The organism is Paraburkholderia sp. UYCP14C (assembly GCF_004197395.1).
Lineage (GTDB): Bacteria > Pseudomonadota > Gammaproteobacteria > Burkholderiales > Burkholderiaceae > Paraburkholderia.
Genome location: NZ_SELS01000053.1, coordinates 23,236 through 39,489, shown reverse-complemented (window position 1 = coordinate 39,489; position 16,254 = coordinate 23,236). Strand labels below are relative to the sequence as shown.

13 protein-coding genes and 1 pseudogene are annotated in these 16,254 nt (G+C 67.8%); 8 read left to right on the top strand and 6 right to left on the bottom strand.

Features of this window, described 5'->3' with window-relative positions:
• The first annotated feature begins 7 nt into the window (after positions 1 to 7).
• Complete coding sequence (gene hpnK / locus EVC45_RS33780; RefSeq protein WP_248295363.1) at positions 8 to 826, top strand: hopanoid biosynthesis-associated protein HpnK; 819 nt, start codon at positions 8 to 10, stop codon at positions 824 to 826.
• A 38-nt stretch (positions 827 to 864) separates the two neighbouring features.
• Here hpnK and EVC45_RS33775 read toward each other — a convergent pair whose 3' ends face one another.
• The 3 genes from EVC45_RS33775 to EVC45_RS33765 are packed head-to-tail and all read right to left on the bottom strand — an operon-like array spanning position 865 to position 6,453.
• Positions 865 to 3,924 carry an efflux RND transporter permease subunit gene (locus EVC45_RS33775; protein WP_129962497.1) on the bottom strand — a complete coding sequence of 1,020 codons (3,060 nt, stop codon included), beginning with the start codon at positions 3,922 to 3,924 and terminating at the stop codon, positions 865 to 867.
• On the bottom strand, positions 3,921 to 5,051 hold the full coding sequence (locus EVC45_RS33770) for an efflux RND transporter periplasmic adaptor subunit (RefSeq protein WP_129962496.1): 1,131 nt from the start codon (positions 5,049 to 5,051) through the stop codon (positions 3,921 to 3,923). Before EVC45_RS33770 ends, EVC45_RS33775 begins: the two co-directional genes overlap by 4 nt.
• Complete coding sequence (locus EVC45_RS33765; RefSeq protein ID WP_129962495.1) at positions 5,041 to 6,453, bottom strand: TolC family protein; 1,413 nt, start codon at positions 6,451 to 6,453, stop codon at positions 5,041 to 5,043. Before EVC45_RS33765 ends, EVC45_RS33770 begins: the two co-directional genes overlap by 11 nt.
• 220 nt (positions 6,454 to 6,673) lie before the next feature.
• Between EVC45_RS33765 and EVC45_RS33760 the strand changes: the two genes are divergently transcribed.
• From EVC45_RS33760 to EVC45_RS33750, 3 genes are all read left to right on the top strand, one after another.
• Positions 6,674 to 7,336 carry a response regulator gene (locus EVC45_RS33760; RefSeq protein WP_018417800.1) on the top strand — a complete coding sequence of 221 codons (663 nt, stop codon included), beginning with the start codon at positions 6,674 to 6,676 and terminating at the stop codon, positions 7,334 to 7,336.
• On the top strand, positions 7,333 to 8,697 hold the full coding sequence (locus EVC45_RS33755) for a HAMP domain-containing sensor histidine kinase (RefSeq protein WP_129962494.1): 1,365 nt from the start codon (positions 7,333 to 7,335) through the stop codon (positions 8,695 to 8,697). Before EVC45_RS33760 ends, EVC45_RS33755 begins: the two co-directional genes overlap by 4 nt.
• Positions 8,698 to 8,788: 91 nt before the next feature.
• Positions 8,789 to 9,706: a ProQ/FinO family protein gene (locus EVC45_RS33750; protein WP_129962493.1), complete on the top strand. Its 918-nt coding sequence runs from the start codon at positions 8,789 to 8,791 to the stop codon at positions 9,704 to 9,706.
• 30 nt (positions 9,707 to 9,736) lie between these two features.
• Here EVC45_RS33750 and EVC45_RS33745 read toward each other — a convergent pair whose 3' ends face one another.
• The gene (locus tag EVC45_RS33745) at positions 9,737 to 11,086 is read right to left on the bottom strand and encodes a TAXI family TRAP transporter solute-binding subunit (protein WP_129962492.1); all 1,350 of its coding nucleotides are present in this window, start codon (positions 11,084 to 11,086) and stop codon (positions 9,737 to 9,739) included.
• A gap of 209 nt (positions 11,087 to 11,295) precedes the next feature.
• On the opposite strand from EVC45_RS33745, the gene EVC45_RS33740 reads away from it, so the two are divergent.
• From EVC45_RS33740 to EVC45_RS33730, 3 genes and pseudogenes are all read left to right on the top strand, one after another.
• Positions 11,296 to 11,766: a DUF2946 family protein gene (locus EVC45_RS33740; RefSeq protein WP_129962491.1), complete on the top strand. Its 471-nt coding sequence runs from the start codon at positions 11,296 to 11,298 to the stop codon at positions 11,764 to 11,766.
• 108 nt (positions 11,767 to 11,874) lie between these two features.
• Positions 11,875 to 12,816 (top strand): annotated as a pseudogene (locus EVC45_RS33735) (hypothetical protein).
• Positions 12,817 to 12,835: 19 nt separating this feature from the next.
• Entirely contained in the window at positions 12,836 to 13,207 is a 372-nt protein-coding gene (locus EVC45_RS33730; protein WP_129962521.1) for a copper resistance protein CopC, read from the top strand.
• A gap of 19 nt (positions 13,208 to 13,226) precedes the next feature.
• Here the strand turns inward: EVC45_RS33730 and EVC45_RS33725 are convergent, their stop codons facing one another.
• Both EVC45_RS33725 and EVC45_RS33720 read right to left on the bottom strand, forming a co-directional pair.
• Positions 13,227 to 14,114, bottom strand: coding sequence for a LysR family transcriptional regulator (locus EVC45_RS33725; RefSeq protein ID WP_129962490.1), 888 nt, complete (start codon positions 14,112 to 14,114; stop codon positions 13,227 to 13,229).
• A gap of 141 nt (positions 14,115 to 14,255) precedes the next feature.
• Positions 14,256 to 15,140 carry a LysR family transcriptional regulator gene (locus EVC45_RS33720; RefSeq protein ID WP_129962489.1) on the bottom strand — a complete coding sequence of 295 codons (885 nt, stop codon included), beginning with the start codon at positions 15,138 to 15,140 and terminating at the stop codon, positions 14,256 to 14,258.
• A gap of 142 nt (positions 15,141 to 15,282) precedes the next feature.
• Between EVC45_RS33720 and EVC45_RS33715 the strand changes: the two genes are divergently transcribed.
• A complete protein-coding gene (locus EVC45_RS33715; protein WP_129962488.1) occupies positions 15,283 to 16,059 on the top strand; it encodes a sulfite exporter TauE/SafE family protein in 777 nt (258 codons plus the stop codon).
• The last annotated feature ends 195 nt before the right edge of the window (positions 16,060 to 16,254 follow it).

Sequence of the window (16,254 nt, the reverse complement as noted above, 5' to 3'; positions counted from 1 at the left end):
GAGCGCGATGGCGGCCCAGCCGCGCGGACTGATCATTACCGCCGACGATTTCGGCCTGCATCAGCGCGTCAATTTCGCGGTCGAACGCGCGCATCGCAACGGGGTGCTGCGCGCCGCGAGCCTGATGGTCGGCGCGCCGGCCGCGAAAGACGCGGTTGCGCGTGCCCGCACGCTGCCGGACCTGCGCGTGGGCCTGCATCTGGTGCTGGCCGACGGCGCCGCGCTGGCGCCGCGCGAGCAGGTCGCCGCGCTGCTCGACGAGAATGGCCGCTTCGGCAGCAATATGGTGCGCGACGGCGTGCGTTTCTTCTTTTTGCCGCACGTGCGCCGTCAACTCGCGCACGAAATTCGCACGCAGTTCGAAGCGTTCGCCGCGACCGGCCTCACGCTCGACCACGTGAACACGCACAAGCATTTTCATCTGCATCCGACCGTGCTCGGCCTGATCCTCGAGATCGGCCGCGACTACGGCATGAAGGCGATGCGTCTGCCGTTCGAAGCGAATGCGCCGCTGTGGCTGCGGCCGTGGATCTCGCACGTGAAGGCGCGGCTCGGGCGTGCGGGGATCGCGCACAACGACTACGTGGTCGGCATCGCGGCGAGCGGGCGCATGGACGAGGCGACCTGGCTCGCCGCGCTCGCCAGTCTGCCGCACGGCGTCGGCGAAATCTACTGTCATCCGGCGCTGGCCGGCGACGCGCTGAGCGAGGGCATGCACGATTACCGGCATGCCGACGAGCTGCAGGCGCTGCTGTCGCCAAGAGTGGCCGCCGCGATCCGCGCGCTCGGCACGCGGATCGGCGGGTTTGCCGATGTGCTGGCGTAGCGCAATGCTTCGCGCACCGCGCAAGGCTTAGGCCGCGCTCACACCGGCCGTTTTTTCATCAACAGCTTCAGCAACGCCGGCAGCAGCAACAGCACGAGCGGCAACTGCACGATCAGCCCCGAAATGATCGCGATCGCGAGCGGTTGCTGCATTGCCGAACCTTGTCCCAGCGCGAACGCGAGCGGCAACAGCGCGAGGATCGCGGCGATCGTGGTCATCGCGATCGGCCGCAGACGGTTGCGGCCCGCGGCCTGCAACGCGTCGTCGAAGGGCATCTCGTCGTCGCGCACCAGCGCCTGCAATTCCGACACATAGAAGATCGCGACTTCCGTCACGATGCCGATGATCATCGTCATGCCCATCATCGCGGAGATGTTCAGCTCGATGCCGGTGATCCACAGGCCGATGAACACCGCGCCGGCCGCGAAGAGCGGCATCGCCAGCACCGCCAGCGCGACGCGCAGGCGTTCGTACAGGAACAGCAGCAGGCCGAAGACGAGCGCGATCGCCGCGCCGAATACGGTCAACAGGCCCTTGAACGCGATCTGCTGCTGCTGGTACAGACCGCCGAGCTCGTAATAGACGCCCGAGGGCAGCAGGTTCGTGTCGCCGAGCGCCTTCTGCACGTCGGCGATCGTCGAGCCGAGATCGCGGCCGTCGATCCGCGCGGTGACCGCGACCATGCGCTTCAGATTCGAGCGGCTGATCTCGGGCTGACCGGTGACGCTCACGCGATCGGCAACGCGCTTCAGTGCGAACAGATGGCCGTCCGGCGCGCGAATCTGTAACTGACCGAGTTGCGTATCGGTCATCTGGCGCGCGCCGTTCACGCGCACGCGCACGCCGACCGTTTTCGGGCCGCTCTGGAACTGCGTCGCGACATTGCCTTCGAGCATGTCGGTGACGGCCTGCGCGATCGCTTGCGGGTCCATGCCTTCGGCCGCGGCAGCGGCGGGCAGGATGTGCAGCTCGATCGCGTCGCCGGCCGGGTTGATGCCGTCGTTGACGTCGACGATGCCCTGAATCCGGCCGATGCGCGCGGCGACCTTGCGCGCGGTCGTGTCAAGCGTGTGCGGATCGTCGGAGAAGATCTTGATCTGCACCGGCTGCGGCACCGCGGTCAGATCGCCGATCAGGTCTTCCATCAGCTGCGCGAGCTCGATGCTGACGCCCGGCACCTGGGTTTCGATCTGCGAGCGGATTTCCTCCATCACGGTGTCGATCGGTTCGCGCTTGCCGGACTTCAGACGCACGAAGAAGTCGCCCTTGTTCGGCTCGTTCAGATCGCCGCCGAGGCCCGCGCCGGTGCGGCGCGAATAGGTCGCGACGTTCGGGTTCGCACGCACGATCTGCTCGATCTGCTTCATCAGCCGGTCGGTTTCGGTGATCGAGGTGCCCGGCTGCGTGTGATAGTCGAGCACGAAGCCGCCTTCGTCCATGCTCGGCATGAAGCCGCTGCCGACGCGCGTGAACGCGAACGCCGCGACGACGATCAACGGCACGACGCCCAGCAGCACGAGCGGCGGCCTTGCGATCACACGCGCGACCGTCTGCGCATAGCGCCGGTTCAGCCACGCGGCGAAGCGCGTTTCCTCGTGCTCCTCGGCGTCCTCGGGCTTCAGCCAGTGGTCGCACAGGATCGGCACCGCGAGCCACGTGACGAGGAACGAAATGAACAGCGCGCTCGCCATCGTCAGCGACAGCGCCTTGAAAAAGGCCCCCGTCACGCCCGACAGAAACGCGAGCGGCACGAAGATGATCAGCGTCGCCGCCGACGAACCGGCGAGCGGCCGCGTGAATTCGAGCGCCGCGGCCATCACGCGGCCGTGGAACGCGCGCGCGCCGGCTTCGCGCATCCGCCGCACGATGTGCTCGATCATCACGATCGCGTCGTCGATGACGAGGCCGACCGCGGCCGCCATACCACCCAGCGTCATGATATTGAAGCCCATGCCGAACACGTCGAGCAGCAGGATCGTCGCGGCCATCACGACCGGCACCAGCGCGACCGCGATCGCGGTGATCTTCCAGTTGCGCAGAAAGAAGAACAGCGTCATTGCCGCGAGCACGACGCCGATCATGATCGCGTCGCGCACGCTGGTGGCCGACGCGATCACGAGTTCGCTCTGGTCGTACCAGTTCGACAGATGCACGTCCGCGGGCATCTGCGGCTCGAATGCGGCGATCTTCGCGCGGATCGCGCGCGCCATCGCGACGCTGTTCGCGCCGGGCTGCTGGTACACGTTCAGCAGCACGGCATCCTGACCGTCGGCGGTGACGCGCATCCATTGCGGCACCACGCCCCGGTTCACCGTCGCGACGTCGCCCAGACGGATCTGCGCGCCGTTCGCATTGCCGTTGGCGGACACGACGACGTCGCGCAGTTCGTCGAGCTGCGTGATCGTCGAGTTGGTGACGACCAGGTACAGCTTGTCGTGATCCTCGATGCGGCCGTTCGCCATCAGCACGTTGCTCGCGCCGATCGCCTTCGATACGTCGGCGAGCGACAGCTTGTACGCGGCGAGGCGGGCGGGATCGACAGCCACTTCGAATTCGTCCTGCGCGCCGCCGGTCACCTCGACGCGCGCGACCCCTTCCACCGACGACAGCAGCGGCCGCATCTGGAACTGCGCGAGATCGCGCAGCACGGCGAGCGACTGCTGCTTCGAAGTGAGGCTGTACGCGAGCACCGGAAACACGGTCGGGTCCATGCGCCGCACCTGCATCGTCGTGCCGGGCGGCAGCGTCGCGAGAATTTCGCTGATCGCCGATTGCGCCTGCAGCGTCGCCTGCGCCATGTCGGTGCCCCAGTCGAAGTTCAGCGAGATCTCCGCGGCGCCGCGGCTGGTCGTCGAGTCGACGTCGCGCACGTTCGGCACGCGGCGCAGCGCTTCCTCGACCGGCATCGTGACGAGCGTCGTCATCTGCTCGGCGGGGCGGTCGCCCGCGTCGAGCGACACGACCGCGCGCGGAAACGCGACGTTCGGAAACAGCGAGATCGGCAGACGGAACGCGCTCAGTGCGCCGGCAATCGCGAGCAACGCGATGACGAACAGCAGCGAGCGGCGATGCGTCTGCATCCATTGACCGAAGTTCATCGCGCGGCATCCCCGCCGGCGCGGACCGCCATGCCGTCTTGCAGCTCATAGTTGCCGCTCGTCACGACGCCGAGCATCGGGTCGAGCGCACCGTCGACGCCGTAGCGATCGCCGTTTTCGACCGCGATGCTCACCGCGACGCGGTGCGCGTTGCTTTGCGGCGTGATCTGGAACACGTAGGCTTGCTGGCCATCGCGCAGCACGGCCGCGCGCGGCACGATCCAGTGCATGCCGGTGCGGGTCGCGATGTCGCCGGACACGCGGGTGCCGGGGATGAACGGCGTCTGCGCAAGCGGTACGGTCGCGCCGATGTTGACCAGTTGCGATTGCGGATCGATCGCGGCGCCGACGAGTACCACGCGGCCTTCGACGGACGACTGCGCGAGCGTCGCCGAGAGGCCGTGCAGCGTGACGGCGTCGCCCGGATGAATCGCTGCGGCGTCGGTGGGCTCGACGCCAAGCGTCACGTTTGCGCGCGCGTCGCGGCCGCTGCCGCTACCGCTCGCGAGCTGCAGAATCGCCGCGCCGGCCTGCACCTGGTCGCCTTGCGCCGCCGATAGCTGCAGCACCACGGCGTCGAACGGCGCGGTCACGACCTTGCTGCCCCTCGCGGCGCCGGTCTGATTCTGCGCGGCGAGCGCGTCGCGCGCATCGTCGGCGGCCTTGCTCGCGCTGGCGAGCTGCGATTGCGTCGCGAGACCTTTGTCGTACAGCGACCGGGTACGCGTGAGTTCGCCTTGCGCGAGCGTCAGCGCGCTGCGCGCCTGGGTTGCGGCAAGCACCGCGGCAGGATCAGCCTGCACGACGAAGAGCGGCGCGCCGCGTTTGACGGTCTCGCCCGCCTGCACGCGCATCTGCGCGATCCGCGCGACATACGGCAGGTTGATCGTCGTCAGGTTCGACGCGCTCGCCGCGACGATCCCGAAGCCGCGCACCGGCTGCGCGATCGCGGCGCGCTGCACGCGCACGGTCTGCACCGCGACCGACGGTTGCGCTTCACTGGCGGCGTTGTCGTCCGCATGAGCCGGGTGGACCGCTGCATACAGCAGGACCGCGCACACGAGCGGCGCGGCGACGGCCGCAACAAGCGGCCACGGATGCCGCGATGAAGACAGGCTATTTCGCATGAGTGTCGATGAAAGTCTGAGCGGAAGAGAAAGCGTCGGGAATCGCGCTGCCGAGCAGCGCCTGCAAGCCGACGCGTTGTTCGTCGAGCGCTTCGCGCAGCGTCGCGACGTCGATGCGTTTCGCGAGCGCCGCGCTTTGCGCGTCGGTGTATGCGCCGAGCACGAGGTTGTGTTCGGCGTAGGCGGCCGCGGCGTCGTGCGCGGCGCGCTCGACGCCGGGCAGCGCGGCTTCGGTCTGCTGAAGTTGCCGCGCGAGAATCGCGCTGTCTTCGCGCAGACGTGCGACGTCCGCATACGCCTGGTTCAGGCGGATCTGGTACTCGTCGCGTAGCCGCTGACGGGTCGCTTTTTCGATCGCGACATTGCCCTGATTGCGGTTGAAGATCGGCAGGCTCAGGTTGATCTGAAAACCGCTCGTGTAGATGTTCGACGTATCGCGTGCCCGCACGAAACCGACCGACAGACTCGGGAACTGGCTCAGAATCGCCGCGCGGTACTTCTGCTCCTGCGCTTCGTAGCCGGCCTGCAACGCGATCAGGTCGGGGCGGCGGCGGGCGAGTTCGCCGAGCGCCGAGTCGAGCGTGGCGTCGGAGAGCGGCGTGACGTCGGTGTTGCTGTCCGGTTGCAGTTGCAATTGCACGTCCGGTGCGAGGCCCAGCAACGCATTCAGATCGTGATGGGTTTGCGCGGCCGCGCGCTCGGCATCGGTGTACTGCTTGCGCGCGTCGCTGTAGGCGAGCAGCGCGGCGGTCAGCGTATCGTCGGTCAGATTGCCGTCCGCGCGCGCGGCGGCCATGCGCTCGTAGCGCGTGCGCGCGAGATCGCGTTGCTGTTGCAACAGCGGCAGCGTGCGCTGCTGGAAGCAGGTCTTGACGAACAGCTGCCGCGCTTGCGCGACGACCTGCCACTCCTGCCAGAGCAGACCGAGATCGGTCTTCGCGAGCGTCGCGTCGGCGGACTGTTTGTTCGCGCTGCGCAGCACGATCGCCATCACGTCGATGCTGAGGCCATAATTGAATGCGCGTGTGAGGCCGGTCGCGCCCGGATAGTCGCTCGATATGCTCACTTGCGGATCGGGCAGCAGACCCGCCGAATAGGCCTGTGCGCCGGCGATGCCGAGATCGTCGCGGGCCAGCTTCAGATCGGGGTTGTTGGCGACCGCGAGCATCGCGACTTCATCGATGTCGAGGCCGTCGGCGGGATCGAAACGATGCGCGGCCAGCTCGGGCAGCGGCATGCTCGCGGGATCGACGCGGATCCGTTCGAGCGAGCGCGCGGACGTCGAGGTGTCCTGTGGCGCGAGCGGCTCGCGGTGATAGGTCGCACAGCCGCTCATCAGCAGCACGCACAACGGCATAAGCGCGCGCCGACGCAGCGCCGCCACGGGATGGAAAACAGGCAAAATCCGGTTCCTGCGAATCATGGGAAGAGGCGAGCGGCTCGCGAACGAGCCTCGCAAAAGGAACCGATTTTCCGCAGCGTGCGCTTAAGACAGGCTTAACGTCGAACCGCGCGATACGAGCCGCGCGAAATCGGCGCGTCATCAGGAGCCCGTAAGGATTCGTTAAGCTGCCGCGGCCGATAATGCGGCGGCCAAAACCGCAAGAAGGAGAGGAGAGGCCATGCGCCTGCTACTGGTCGAAGACGACGACATGATCGCGGAATCGGTGCTGGGCGCGATGCGCCGCGCCGGCTACGCGATCGACTGGGCCGAGGACGGCCGCGCGGCGGAACTGTCGCTCGATAACGGCGTGTACGACCTCGTGCTGCTCGACCTCGGTCTGCCGAAAAAGGACGGCATCGACGTGCTGAACGCGTATCGCCGCAACGGCGGCGCCGCGCCGGTGATCATTCTGACCGCGCGCGACGCGGTCGACGAGCGCATCCGCGGTCTCGACGCCGGCGCCGATGACTACCTGATCAAGCCGTTCGATCTCGACGAACTGGCCGCGCGCATTCGCGCGCTGCTGCGCCGGCGCACCGGCCAGAAGCAGCCGGTCTACAGTCACGGCGAACTGACGCTCGACCCCGCCGCGCACGAAGTCACCAAGGACGGCGTGCCGCTGCCGCTGGTGCCGCGCGAATTCGCGTTGCTGCAGGCGCTGATCGAGGAACCGACCCGCGTGTTCACGAAGGCCGAGCTCGAAGAAAAGCTATACGGCTGGGGCGAGGAAGTGGGCAGCAACACGATCGAAGTGCATGTGCACAGTCTGCGGCGCAAGATCGGCGCGGACCAGGTCGTGACCGTGCGCGGGGTCGGCTACCGCCTGAAGAGGTGCGGATGACGTCGATTCGCCGCTGGCTGCTCGGCTGGCTGATCTTCGGCACGGCGGCGGCGTCGATGGTCGCGGCTTTCGCGATCTTCCATACCGCGCGGCGCGAGGCGAGCGAGCTGTTCGACTACGAACTGCGCACCGTCGCGCTGTCGCTGCCGTCGGCGCTGAGCGGCGCGGGCATCCGCGAGCGTCGTCCCCCCGACCTCGGCGCTCTCGCCGACGACCGCATCGTCATCGAGATCTGGGACAGGAGCGGTGCGCCCATCTATCACTCGGCGCAGGCGCCGGTGTTCGAGCGTCTGTCGCCAGGCTTTCACACGGTGCCGCGCGGCGAGTATCACTGGCGCATCTTCGGCGTCGCGCAGACCGACCGCTATGTGCAGGTCGCGCAGCCGGTCTCGGTGCGCGAAGACCTCGCGTTGCATCTGGCGCTGCATACGCTGTGGCCGCTAGGCGTGCTGCTGCCGGTGACGATCGTGCTAGTGCTGCTGGTGGTCGCGCGCGGGCTCGCGCCGATCGGCGGGCTGTCGCGTGCGCTCGCGACGCGTTCGATCGACTCGCTCGAACCGCTGCGGCTCGACGGCAACGTGCCGGTCGAAATCCGGCCGCTCGTCGAAGCGTTGAACGATCTGCTGCAGCGCTTGCATACGGCGTCGCAGGCGCAGCGCACCTTCATCGCCGACGCCGCGCACGAGTTGCGCTCGCCGCTCGCGGCGCTGAAGCTGCAACTGCAGTCGGCGTCGCGCGACGGCTCGCTCAGGGGCGAAGGGCAGACGCTCGAGCGCGTCGAGCATCGGGTGAACCGGATCATCCACCTCGTGCAGCAGTTGCTGACGCTCGCGCGCGAAGACGCGCAGCCGGTCACGTCGACGGTGCCGGTCAGCCTGCGCCGCATCGGCGAGCAGGCGGTCAGCGATTGTTCCCTGCTAGCGGAGTTGCGCGAGATCGATCTCGGCCTCGAATGCGAACACCCGCGCACGCCGAACGACGCCTATACGGTGCTCGCTGAGCCGCATAGCATCAGCGTGCTGTTAGGGAACCTGATCAATAACGCAATCCGTCATACGCCGCGCGGCGGCCGTGTCGACGTGGTGCTGCGGCGCGCGGGCGGGCAGGTTGGCTTCGAGGTCGTCGATAGCGGCTCGGGAATTCCGGAGGCGGAACTCGAACGCGTGTTCGACCGTTTCTATCGCGGCGAGGAGTCGAAAGGCGAGGGCAGCGGGCTCGGTCTGGCGATCGTCGCGCGCATCGCCGAGCGGCATCAGCTCGGGCTGTCGCTGCGCAACAATGTCGGCGCGCCCGGTTTGCGGGTGTCGGTCACGGGGCTGCGCGCGCCCGCTGCCGACGCGCCCGTCACGGCCGCGAATTGACGATCGTCACTCGGGCTCGGGGTTGTCACAAGCATGTGCGCGCACGCTGCTACAATCTCGCCTTTACAGATCGACAGATTGGTTGTGCACTATGGGTTTCGAACAACTCGCTGAACTGAAGAAGCAACTGGCCGCGGCGCGCGCCGCCGCCGAGTCCGCCGGCAAGCCCGATCGCAAATCGGCCGCACGCCCCGCTTCGAAGTCCGCTGGCAAGCCCGCTTCAAATCCCGGGGCACATCCTGGCTCATCGGCCGAGCGTGGCGCCAATCCCGGCACGAAGCAGGGTGGCCGCCCCGGCGCGAAACCGGCGGCGAAGGCCGGCGGTCGGCCGGACGGCAAGCCGGGCACGCGGCCCGGCCGCCCGCATCCGGCGCGCCACGCCGCGCCTGCGGGCGCCGCGCCCGCGAAGCCGGCGGCGGACGCCAAGCCGGTGGACCCGGTGGTGCGCTCGATCGGTCGTCTGCAAAAACGTTTCCCTGTCGCTTTCCCGAAGAATCCGGCCCCGAAGCTGCCGCTGAAGATCGGCATTTTCGAAGACCTCGTCGTGCATGCGAAGGAGCTGTCGCTGAGCGAAGCCGAACTGCGCGACGCGATCAAGACATGGTGCCGTGGCGGGCGCTACTGGAAGAGCCTCGTCGAAGGCGCGGCGCGCGTCGATCTGGCCGGCGTCGAAGCCGGCAAGGTCACGGCGCAGGAAGCGGCCGGCGCGCAGCGTCTGCTCGCGCATCGCGCGGCCAAGGGCGCGCAGAAGGCCGCCGAAGCGGCGCCGGGCGCGAATGCGTCGACCGATGCCGGTGCACCGGCCGAAGGCGCGTCCGCTGACAAGCCGCAGGCCGAAGCAGCGGCACCGGTAGCCGCGGAACAGCCGGTCCAGCAAGCGGATGCCGCCGCTGCGCCGGCGGAAGCCGTAGCGCCGGATGCCGCCGCGAGCGCGGACAACCAGGCGCAAACCAGCGCGCAAGGCGAACCGCAAGCCGCCGCTCCTGCCTCCACTCCCTCCCAGGCCTGAACCCAGGCATAGCCCGTCGCGGCCTCTCGTTCACGAGGCCATGACGGGCGGTGCAGCCGTCAGCCGGCTGCGCACGAATCCCACATGCTCGCGCAGCACATAAAACGCATCCGCGTACGCGAGCGGCATGCGCAGGTGGCTCAGCGCCGCCTCGATCTCGTCCAGTTGTCCCAGTAGCTGGATGCGCTCCTGATCGGTTGCGCCGGCGAGCGCGTGCCGCTCGATCGCGATCAGCGAACCGTAATAACGATAGATCCGCGAGCGCACCCGCCAACTGTACAGCGCCGGAACCGCCCGCATGGCGGGAAACAGCAGCACCGCGACCGGCAACAGCAGGACCAGCGTGCGATCGGCGATGCTCGCGATCCAGAACGGCAGCGTCCGGTACAGAAAGCCCTTACCGGTCCGGTAATAGCGCTGCGCGTCCTCGCTGATCGGGTATTCGTGCTCGACCGGCGTCGGGAACTGGCCGGCGCGCTGCAACAGGCCCGCGGCGCCGTGCACTTCCTGTGCCGCTTCGATCAACAGATCCGAAATCGCCGGGTGCAGCGTGTTGCGCGCGACGAGTTCGACCGTCGGACTGATCAGGTGGACGGTCTCGGGCGGAACCCGCCGCTTCAGATCGAGCACGCCGGGCGGCAGGTCGATCTGGTCGAGAAACGGAAACACGCGCGTATAGGCGCTCGCTTCGTCGAAATTCATCACCGAGATGCCGGGCACGCGCAAGAGCCGCAGCATCAGGCCGCGCGTGGCCGAGTCGCCGCTCAGGATGGCCGCGTCGACCTCGCCGGCGACCAGCTGGGTGGCGGCCTGCAGGCCGTCGGTAGGCACCAGCGTCGTGGCGCCGCCGGGCTGGATGTCGTTCGCCGCTAGCAGTTGCAGCGCGAGCAGCCGCGTGCCGCTGCCTTCGCGGCCGACCGCGATCCGCTTGCCTTCGAGCTGCGCGAGCTGCGTAAGCTCCGCGCCGCGATAGAACACGACGATCGGTACATAGAACAGGCTGCCGAGCGACATCAGCGACGACGTATCCAGCCCCTGGGCCACGCCCCCTTGCACGAACGCGATATCGACGTGCTGCTTCGGGTCCAGCAGCCGCTGCAGGTTCTGCACGGAACCATCGGATTCGAGCACGTTCAGGCGGATGCCGTTACGCGCGAGGATCTTGCGGTACTGGTTCGCGGTGACGGCGAACGAGCTGTCGTGTGGGCCGGCGCTGATCGTGATCGTGCGCGGCGGCGCCGGATTCGCGATCCAGACGATCAGCACGATCGCGAACGCGATCAGCAGCGCCGTGATGAAGTAGGGCAGCAGGTGCTCGCGCCATTCGGCGTGCGTGGGTTCGGTGAGAAAGTGCGGAGGACGCGGACGCTGCGCTTTCATGAAGACTCCGTGCCTGAAGCCGGGATCATGCATTGTCGCCTGTGCGGGGCGGCTTTGCCGTTGGCGGTTCGCTCTATTGACCGGGCGAGTGGCGGCTCATCGGCGCGTGCCGTTCGCGGCCGGAGAATCAAGACGTACATGGCATAATTTGCCGCAAATCGCGGTCTCGCAGTAGTGGACTACAAAACTCGCGGCGTGGCGCTGGACCCATGTTGAATCGTTGGCATCGGAAGATCGGGAGTTGGCTGGGATTGCTTGCGATCCTGCTGACGACGCTCGCGCCCACTATCTCGCAGACCCTCGCCGCCCATTATCACGCCGACGCGATGACGGGCGAGCATTGCCGGATGGCGTCGATGGACGACATGGCGTCGATGCCGGGCATGCGGATGCGGGACGATACGTCCGAGCCCCCCCAGGCCGCCGCCAATCCGCCCGACGACTCCGACGACACCGCCACTCAGGCCAGCAATGCCGGCGATAAGCACGCCCAGATGTCGGGCGACGCCTGCGGCTATTGCAGCCTGCTTGCGCATCTGCCGGTGCTGCCGGGCGTCGGCGTGCTGTTCGTCGCCGCGGTCCGCGCGCGCCAGCATACGGCCGCGACGCGCTTTCACAGCGTGCGCCGCGTCGAGCCGCTGACCTTCGCGCAGCCACGCGCTCCGCCTTCCGCCTGCTGATCCAAATCGTTTAGAACGCGATGCGCCAAGCCGCATCGCGCCTGCTCGCGCGCGTCCGTTCGACGGCGCGCGCCGGCCTCGTCATAACCGATCAGACAGGATCCACTCATGCACACACCAGCAACGCGCAACGGCCGTCCGCCGCGCGCGGCGCCGCTCGTCACGGCCGCCACCTATGTCGCCTGCACCGCTTACGCCGCGTGCGGCGCGTGCGCCCTGGCAGGTCTCATCGCCGCGCCGTCCACCGCGCAGGCCCACGCGATCGCGGGCGACCGCGTGTTCCCCTCGACGCTCGCGGTGGACGACCCCGGCGTCGGCGACGAAGCCAACTTCGAGTACGGCCATCAGCGCGTGCCGGGAGACAACGGCGACCAGAGCATCAACACGTTCAGCTTCGAGTACGACAAGCTGATCACGCCGCGCCTGGCGGTATCGATCGACGGCGGCTACGTGCTGCAGAACAACCCGCGCGCGGCCGGCTTCGACAACTTCGGCGTCGGCCTCAAGTACCTGCTGTACGTGAACGAGCCGCACGAGCTGATGACGTCGATCGGCGTCAATGCGGAGCTCGGCGGCACCGGCAGCCGCGCGATCGCCGACAACTTCTCGACGATCTCGCCGACCGTCTAAATCGGCAAGGGCATGGGCGATCTGCCTGACTCGCTCGCGTATCTACGCCCGCTCGCGATCACGGCCGAGGCGGCCCCCGCGCTCTCCACCGGCGCCGGTCAGCCGAACGCGTTCAACTACGGCTTCACCGTGCAGTACAGCCTGCCGTATCTGCAGCAGCACGTGCACGACGCGGGTCTGCCGCAGCCGTTCGCGAACCTGATCCCGCTCGTCGAGATTCCGCTTTCGCGCAGCCAGGGGCAGACGACCGGCACCGTCAATCCGGGTTTCATCTGGATCAATCGCTATGGACAGTTCGGCGTCGAGGCGCAGATTCCGATCAACCGCGCGAGCGGCTCGCGCGTCGGCATTCTGGTGCAGGCGCACCTGTTCTTCGACGACATCGCGCCGACCACGCTCGGCAAGCCACTGTTCCAGTAACTCGCGCAGGAGAACGATGATGAACGACACCTTCAGACATCACGCGATGCGCGCGGCGGCTTTCATCGCCGGCGTGACGCTCGCGAGCGCGGCCTTCGCGCATGTGTTTCCGCAGAAGCAGGAGCCGGGCGCGGGTGCATCGGTGGCCGCGCCCGCGCAAGTGAAGCTGACCTTCGACGGGCCGCTCGAACCGGCGTTCAGCTCGCTGACGGTCACCGATGCGAGCGGCAAGCAGGTCGGCACGCAGAAGTCCTCGGTCGATGCGCAGCAGCCCGCGGTGATGACGGTGCCGCTGCCGACGCTCGCGGCCGGGCACTACACCGTGCATTGGGTCGCGGTGGCGTCCGATGGGCATCGAACGCATGGGGACTACGGGTTCGACGTGAAGTAGGGCGTCCCTCAGGCGACCCTCAGGCGCGCTTGAACAACTGCCGCGCGAGCGAGCACATCAGCATCGTCGCGGGCGACTCGTCCTGCAGGCGCCGGCTCATGATGATCGGCGACGCGGCGCTGGCCGACGGAATCGGCCGGTACGCGACGCCATGCGCGCGCAAGCCTTCGACGCTCTCCGGCACGAGACACACGCCGACCTGCGCGGCGACCAGACCCAGCGCGGTCTGCAACTCGCGCACTTCATGAATCGCTTTCGGTTCCAGCGCCTGATCGTGCATCGCGGAGATCTGCTGGTCCGCGTAGCTCGGCCGCGGCGTGCTCGGGTAGACGATCAGCGTTTCCTCGGCGAGCGCGGCGAGCGTCAGCGGCTTCTTCTGCCGCGCGAGCGGGTGGTCCTGCGGCAACGCGGCGATCATCCGTTCCTCGACCAGCACTTCGCGCGCGAGCTGCGCATCGTCGAAGCGCAGCCGGCCGAAGCCGACGTCGATGCGGCCGCCTTTGAGCGCGGCCAGCTGCTCGATCGTGAACATCTCGATCAGCGACAGCTCGATATGCGGCGCCGCTTCGCGAAACGAGCGGATCACCGCGGGCAGCGCGCCATACAGCGTCGACGGCACGAAGCCGATCACGATGCGCTCCGCGAGTTGCGCGAGCCGGCGCGTGAGCGGCGCGAGCTCGTCGGCTTCATCGATCAGGCGTTTCGCCTGGGTGTAGAAAATCCGGCCGGCTTCGGTCAGCCGCAACGGCCGCGAGCCGCGCTCGAACAGCGGCAGGCCGACGTCTTCCTCGATCTGCTGGATCTGCCGCGACAGCGGCGGCTGCGTCATATGCAGACGATTGGCCGCCCGCGTGATGTTCATCTCCTCGGCGACCGCGATGAAGTAGCGAAGTTGGCGAAATTCCATGCATGCCTCTGAGGTGTGATGCGTCGGCGATCGGTGTTGCGCTGGACTGCTGCGCGCCGAGTGTCCGTTGAGTTTTCGTTGAGTGTTCGTTGCTCGCGCCGCGGCGCTGCGCGAGGGCAACGAATGATAGCAACAGCGCCGTCAAATTCCGGCCAGATGGCGCACCAGCGCCTTCTCCGCGCGCGGCAGCGCATTCAGCTCGCGCATGCAGACGAGCAGACGCCGCGTCGCCCACGGATCGCTGAGCTCGATCGTGCGCAGGCCCGGCGTGCCGCGATAGCGCTTCGCCGCGGTGGCCGGCACGATGCCGATGCCCGCGCCCTGTTCGACCATGCGGCAGACGCCGTCGAAGGTGCGCACGTTCGCGCGGAAGCTCAATGCCCGGCCGGCCAGCAGTGCGCGCTCGCCGAGATAGGTTTGCAGCGCGCTGTCCGCGGCGAGGCCGATGAACTCGCGCTGCGTTACGTCCGCGAGCGCGACGCGCCGGCGCGCGCCGAGCGGATCGTCGCGGCTCGTGACGAGCACGAGTTTGTCGATCGCGAACGGCAGCGTCTGCAGCGCGCCATGCTCGAGCGCATCGGAGACGATGCCGACATCCGCCGCGCCGCTCAACACCGCTTTGACGGTCTCGCTGCTTTGGCGCTCCTTCAGATCGACCTGCACGTTCGGGTGATCGCGCAGAAACGCGCCGATCGCCGACGGCAGGAACTCGGTGAGCGCCGCCGTGTTGGTCCATAGACGAATGCAGGCCTTGCGGCCCTGCTGAAGCTCGCCGAGCTCACCCTGCATGCGGTCGATCTGGCCGAGCACGAGCCGTGCGTGATGCGCGAGCGTGTCCCCGGTCGGCGTCGTTTCGACGCCGCGCCGCCCGCGTTCGAGCAGCGGCATGCCGAGCGCTTCTTCCATGCCGCGCAGCCGCGCGCTCGCCGACGGCAGCGACATGTTCGCGCGCGCAGCGCCGTGCGTGATGCTGCCGGTGTCGAGAATATGCAGAAACAGCCGCAGATCGATGAGGTCGAAGCGCATCGGGATTCGGTATCGGGTCGGGTCAGATTGCTCGGACATTGTGCCTTAGGCTGCACCTAAGTCACGCTACGTATCTTACGCATTGTGAAGGCCGGGGCCGCGCAGCAAAATCGCCGGCATCGATTCAATGGATGCCGTGCCGATGACTGCTTCGTTTGTCCTACCGTTATCCGCGCCGTTGCTTGCGCGCATTGGCGTGGTCGGCGCGACCTTCGTCGTGGCCGGCTTCGTCAAGGGCGTGACCGGCATGGGGCTGCCGACCGTCGCGATGGCCGTGCTCGGCACGCTGATGCTGCCCGCCGAGGCGGCCGCGCTGCTGCTGTTGCCGTCGTTCGTCACTAACGTGTGGCAGTTGTTCGCGGGACCGGGCGTGCGCGCGCTCGTCGAACGCTTGTGGCCGATGCTGGCGGGCATCGTCGGCGGCACGCTCGTTGCGGCACCGTTCATTGCAGGAGGCGGCGGCGTGTGGGCGATCGCGGGGCTGGGCGCCGCGCTGACGCTGTATGCGGCGGCCGGCCTGCGCGCGTGGCGCCTGCCGGTGCCCGCACGGCACGAGCGCTGGCTGTCGGCGGCGATCGGCGCGGTGACCGGCGTCGTCACGGGCGGCACCGGCGTGTTCGTCGTGCCGGCGGTACCGTATCTGCAGGGGCTCGAGTTGAAAAAGGAGGAGCTGGTTCAGGCGCTCGGGCTGTCGTTTACGGTATCGACGATCGCGCTCGCCATCGGCCTGGCCAGCGCGCATGCGTTCGCGCTCGATGATGCAAGCGACTCGCTCGCGGCCGTGCTGCCCGCGCTCGCCGGCATGTGGCTCGGTCAGCGCGTGCGCGGGCGTATCGGTGCGGCGAGTTTTCGTCGCTGGTTCTCTATCTGTCTGCTCGGCCTCGGCCTGGAATTAATGGCGCATGCGTTCGTTCTATAGACGTTGAGGGCAGCGGATAGCGGAGGAGGGACATCGTGTGGCCCATTATTCTCGATACGCTCGGCGCGCTCGCGGTGCTCGCGAGCGTGGCCGCGCACATCGCGCTGCTGCGCAAAGATTGAACGGCCAGTGCGCTATTGATGTCTAGCGCGTGATCGTCGCGACTGCCCGGAGCAAGCCTGCGCATTTCGTTCG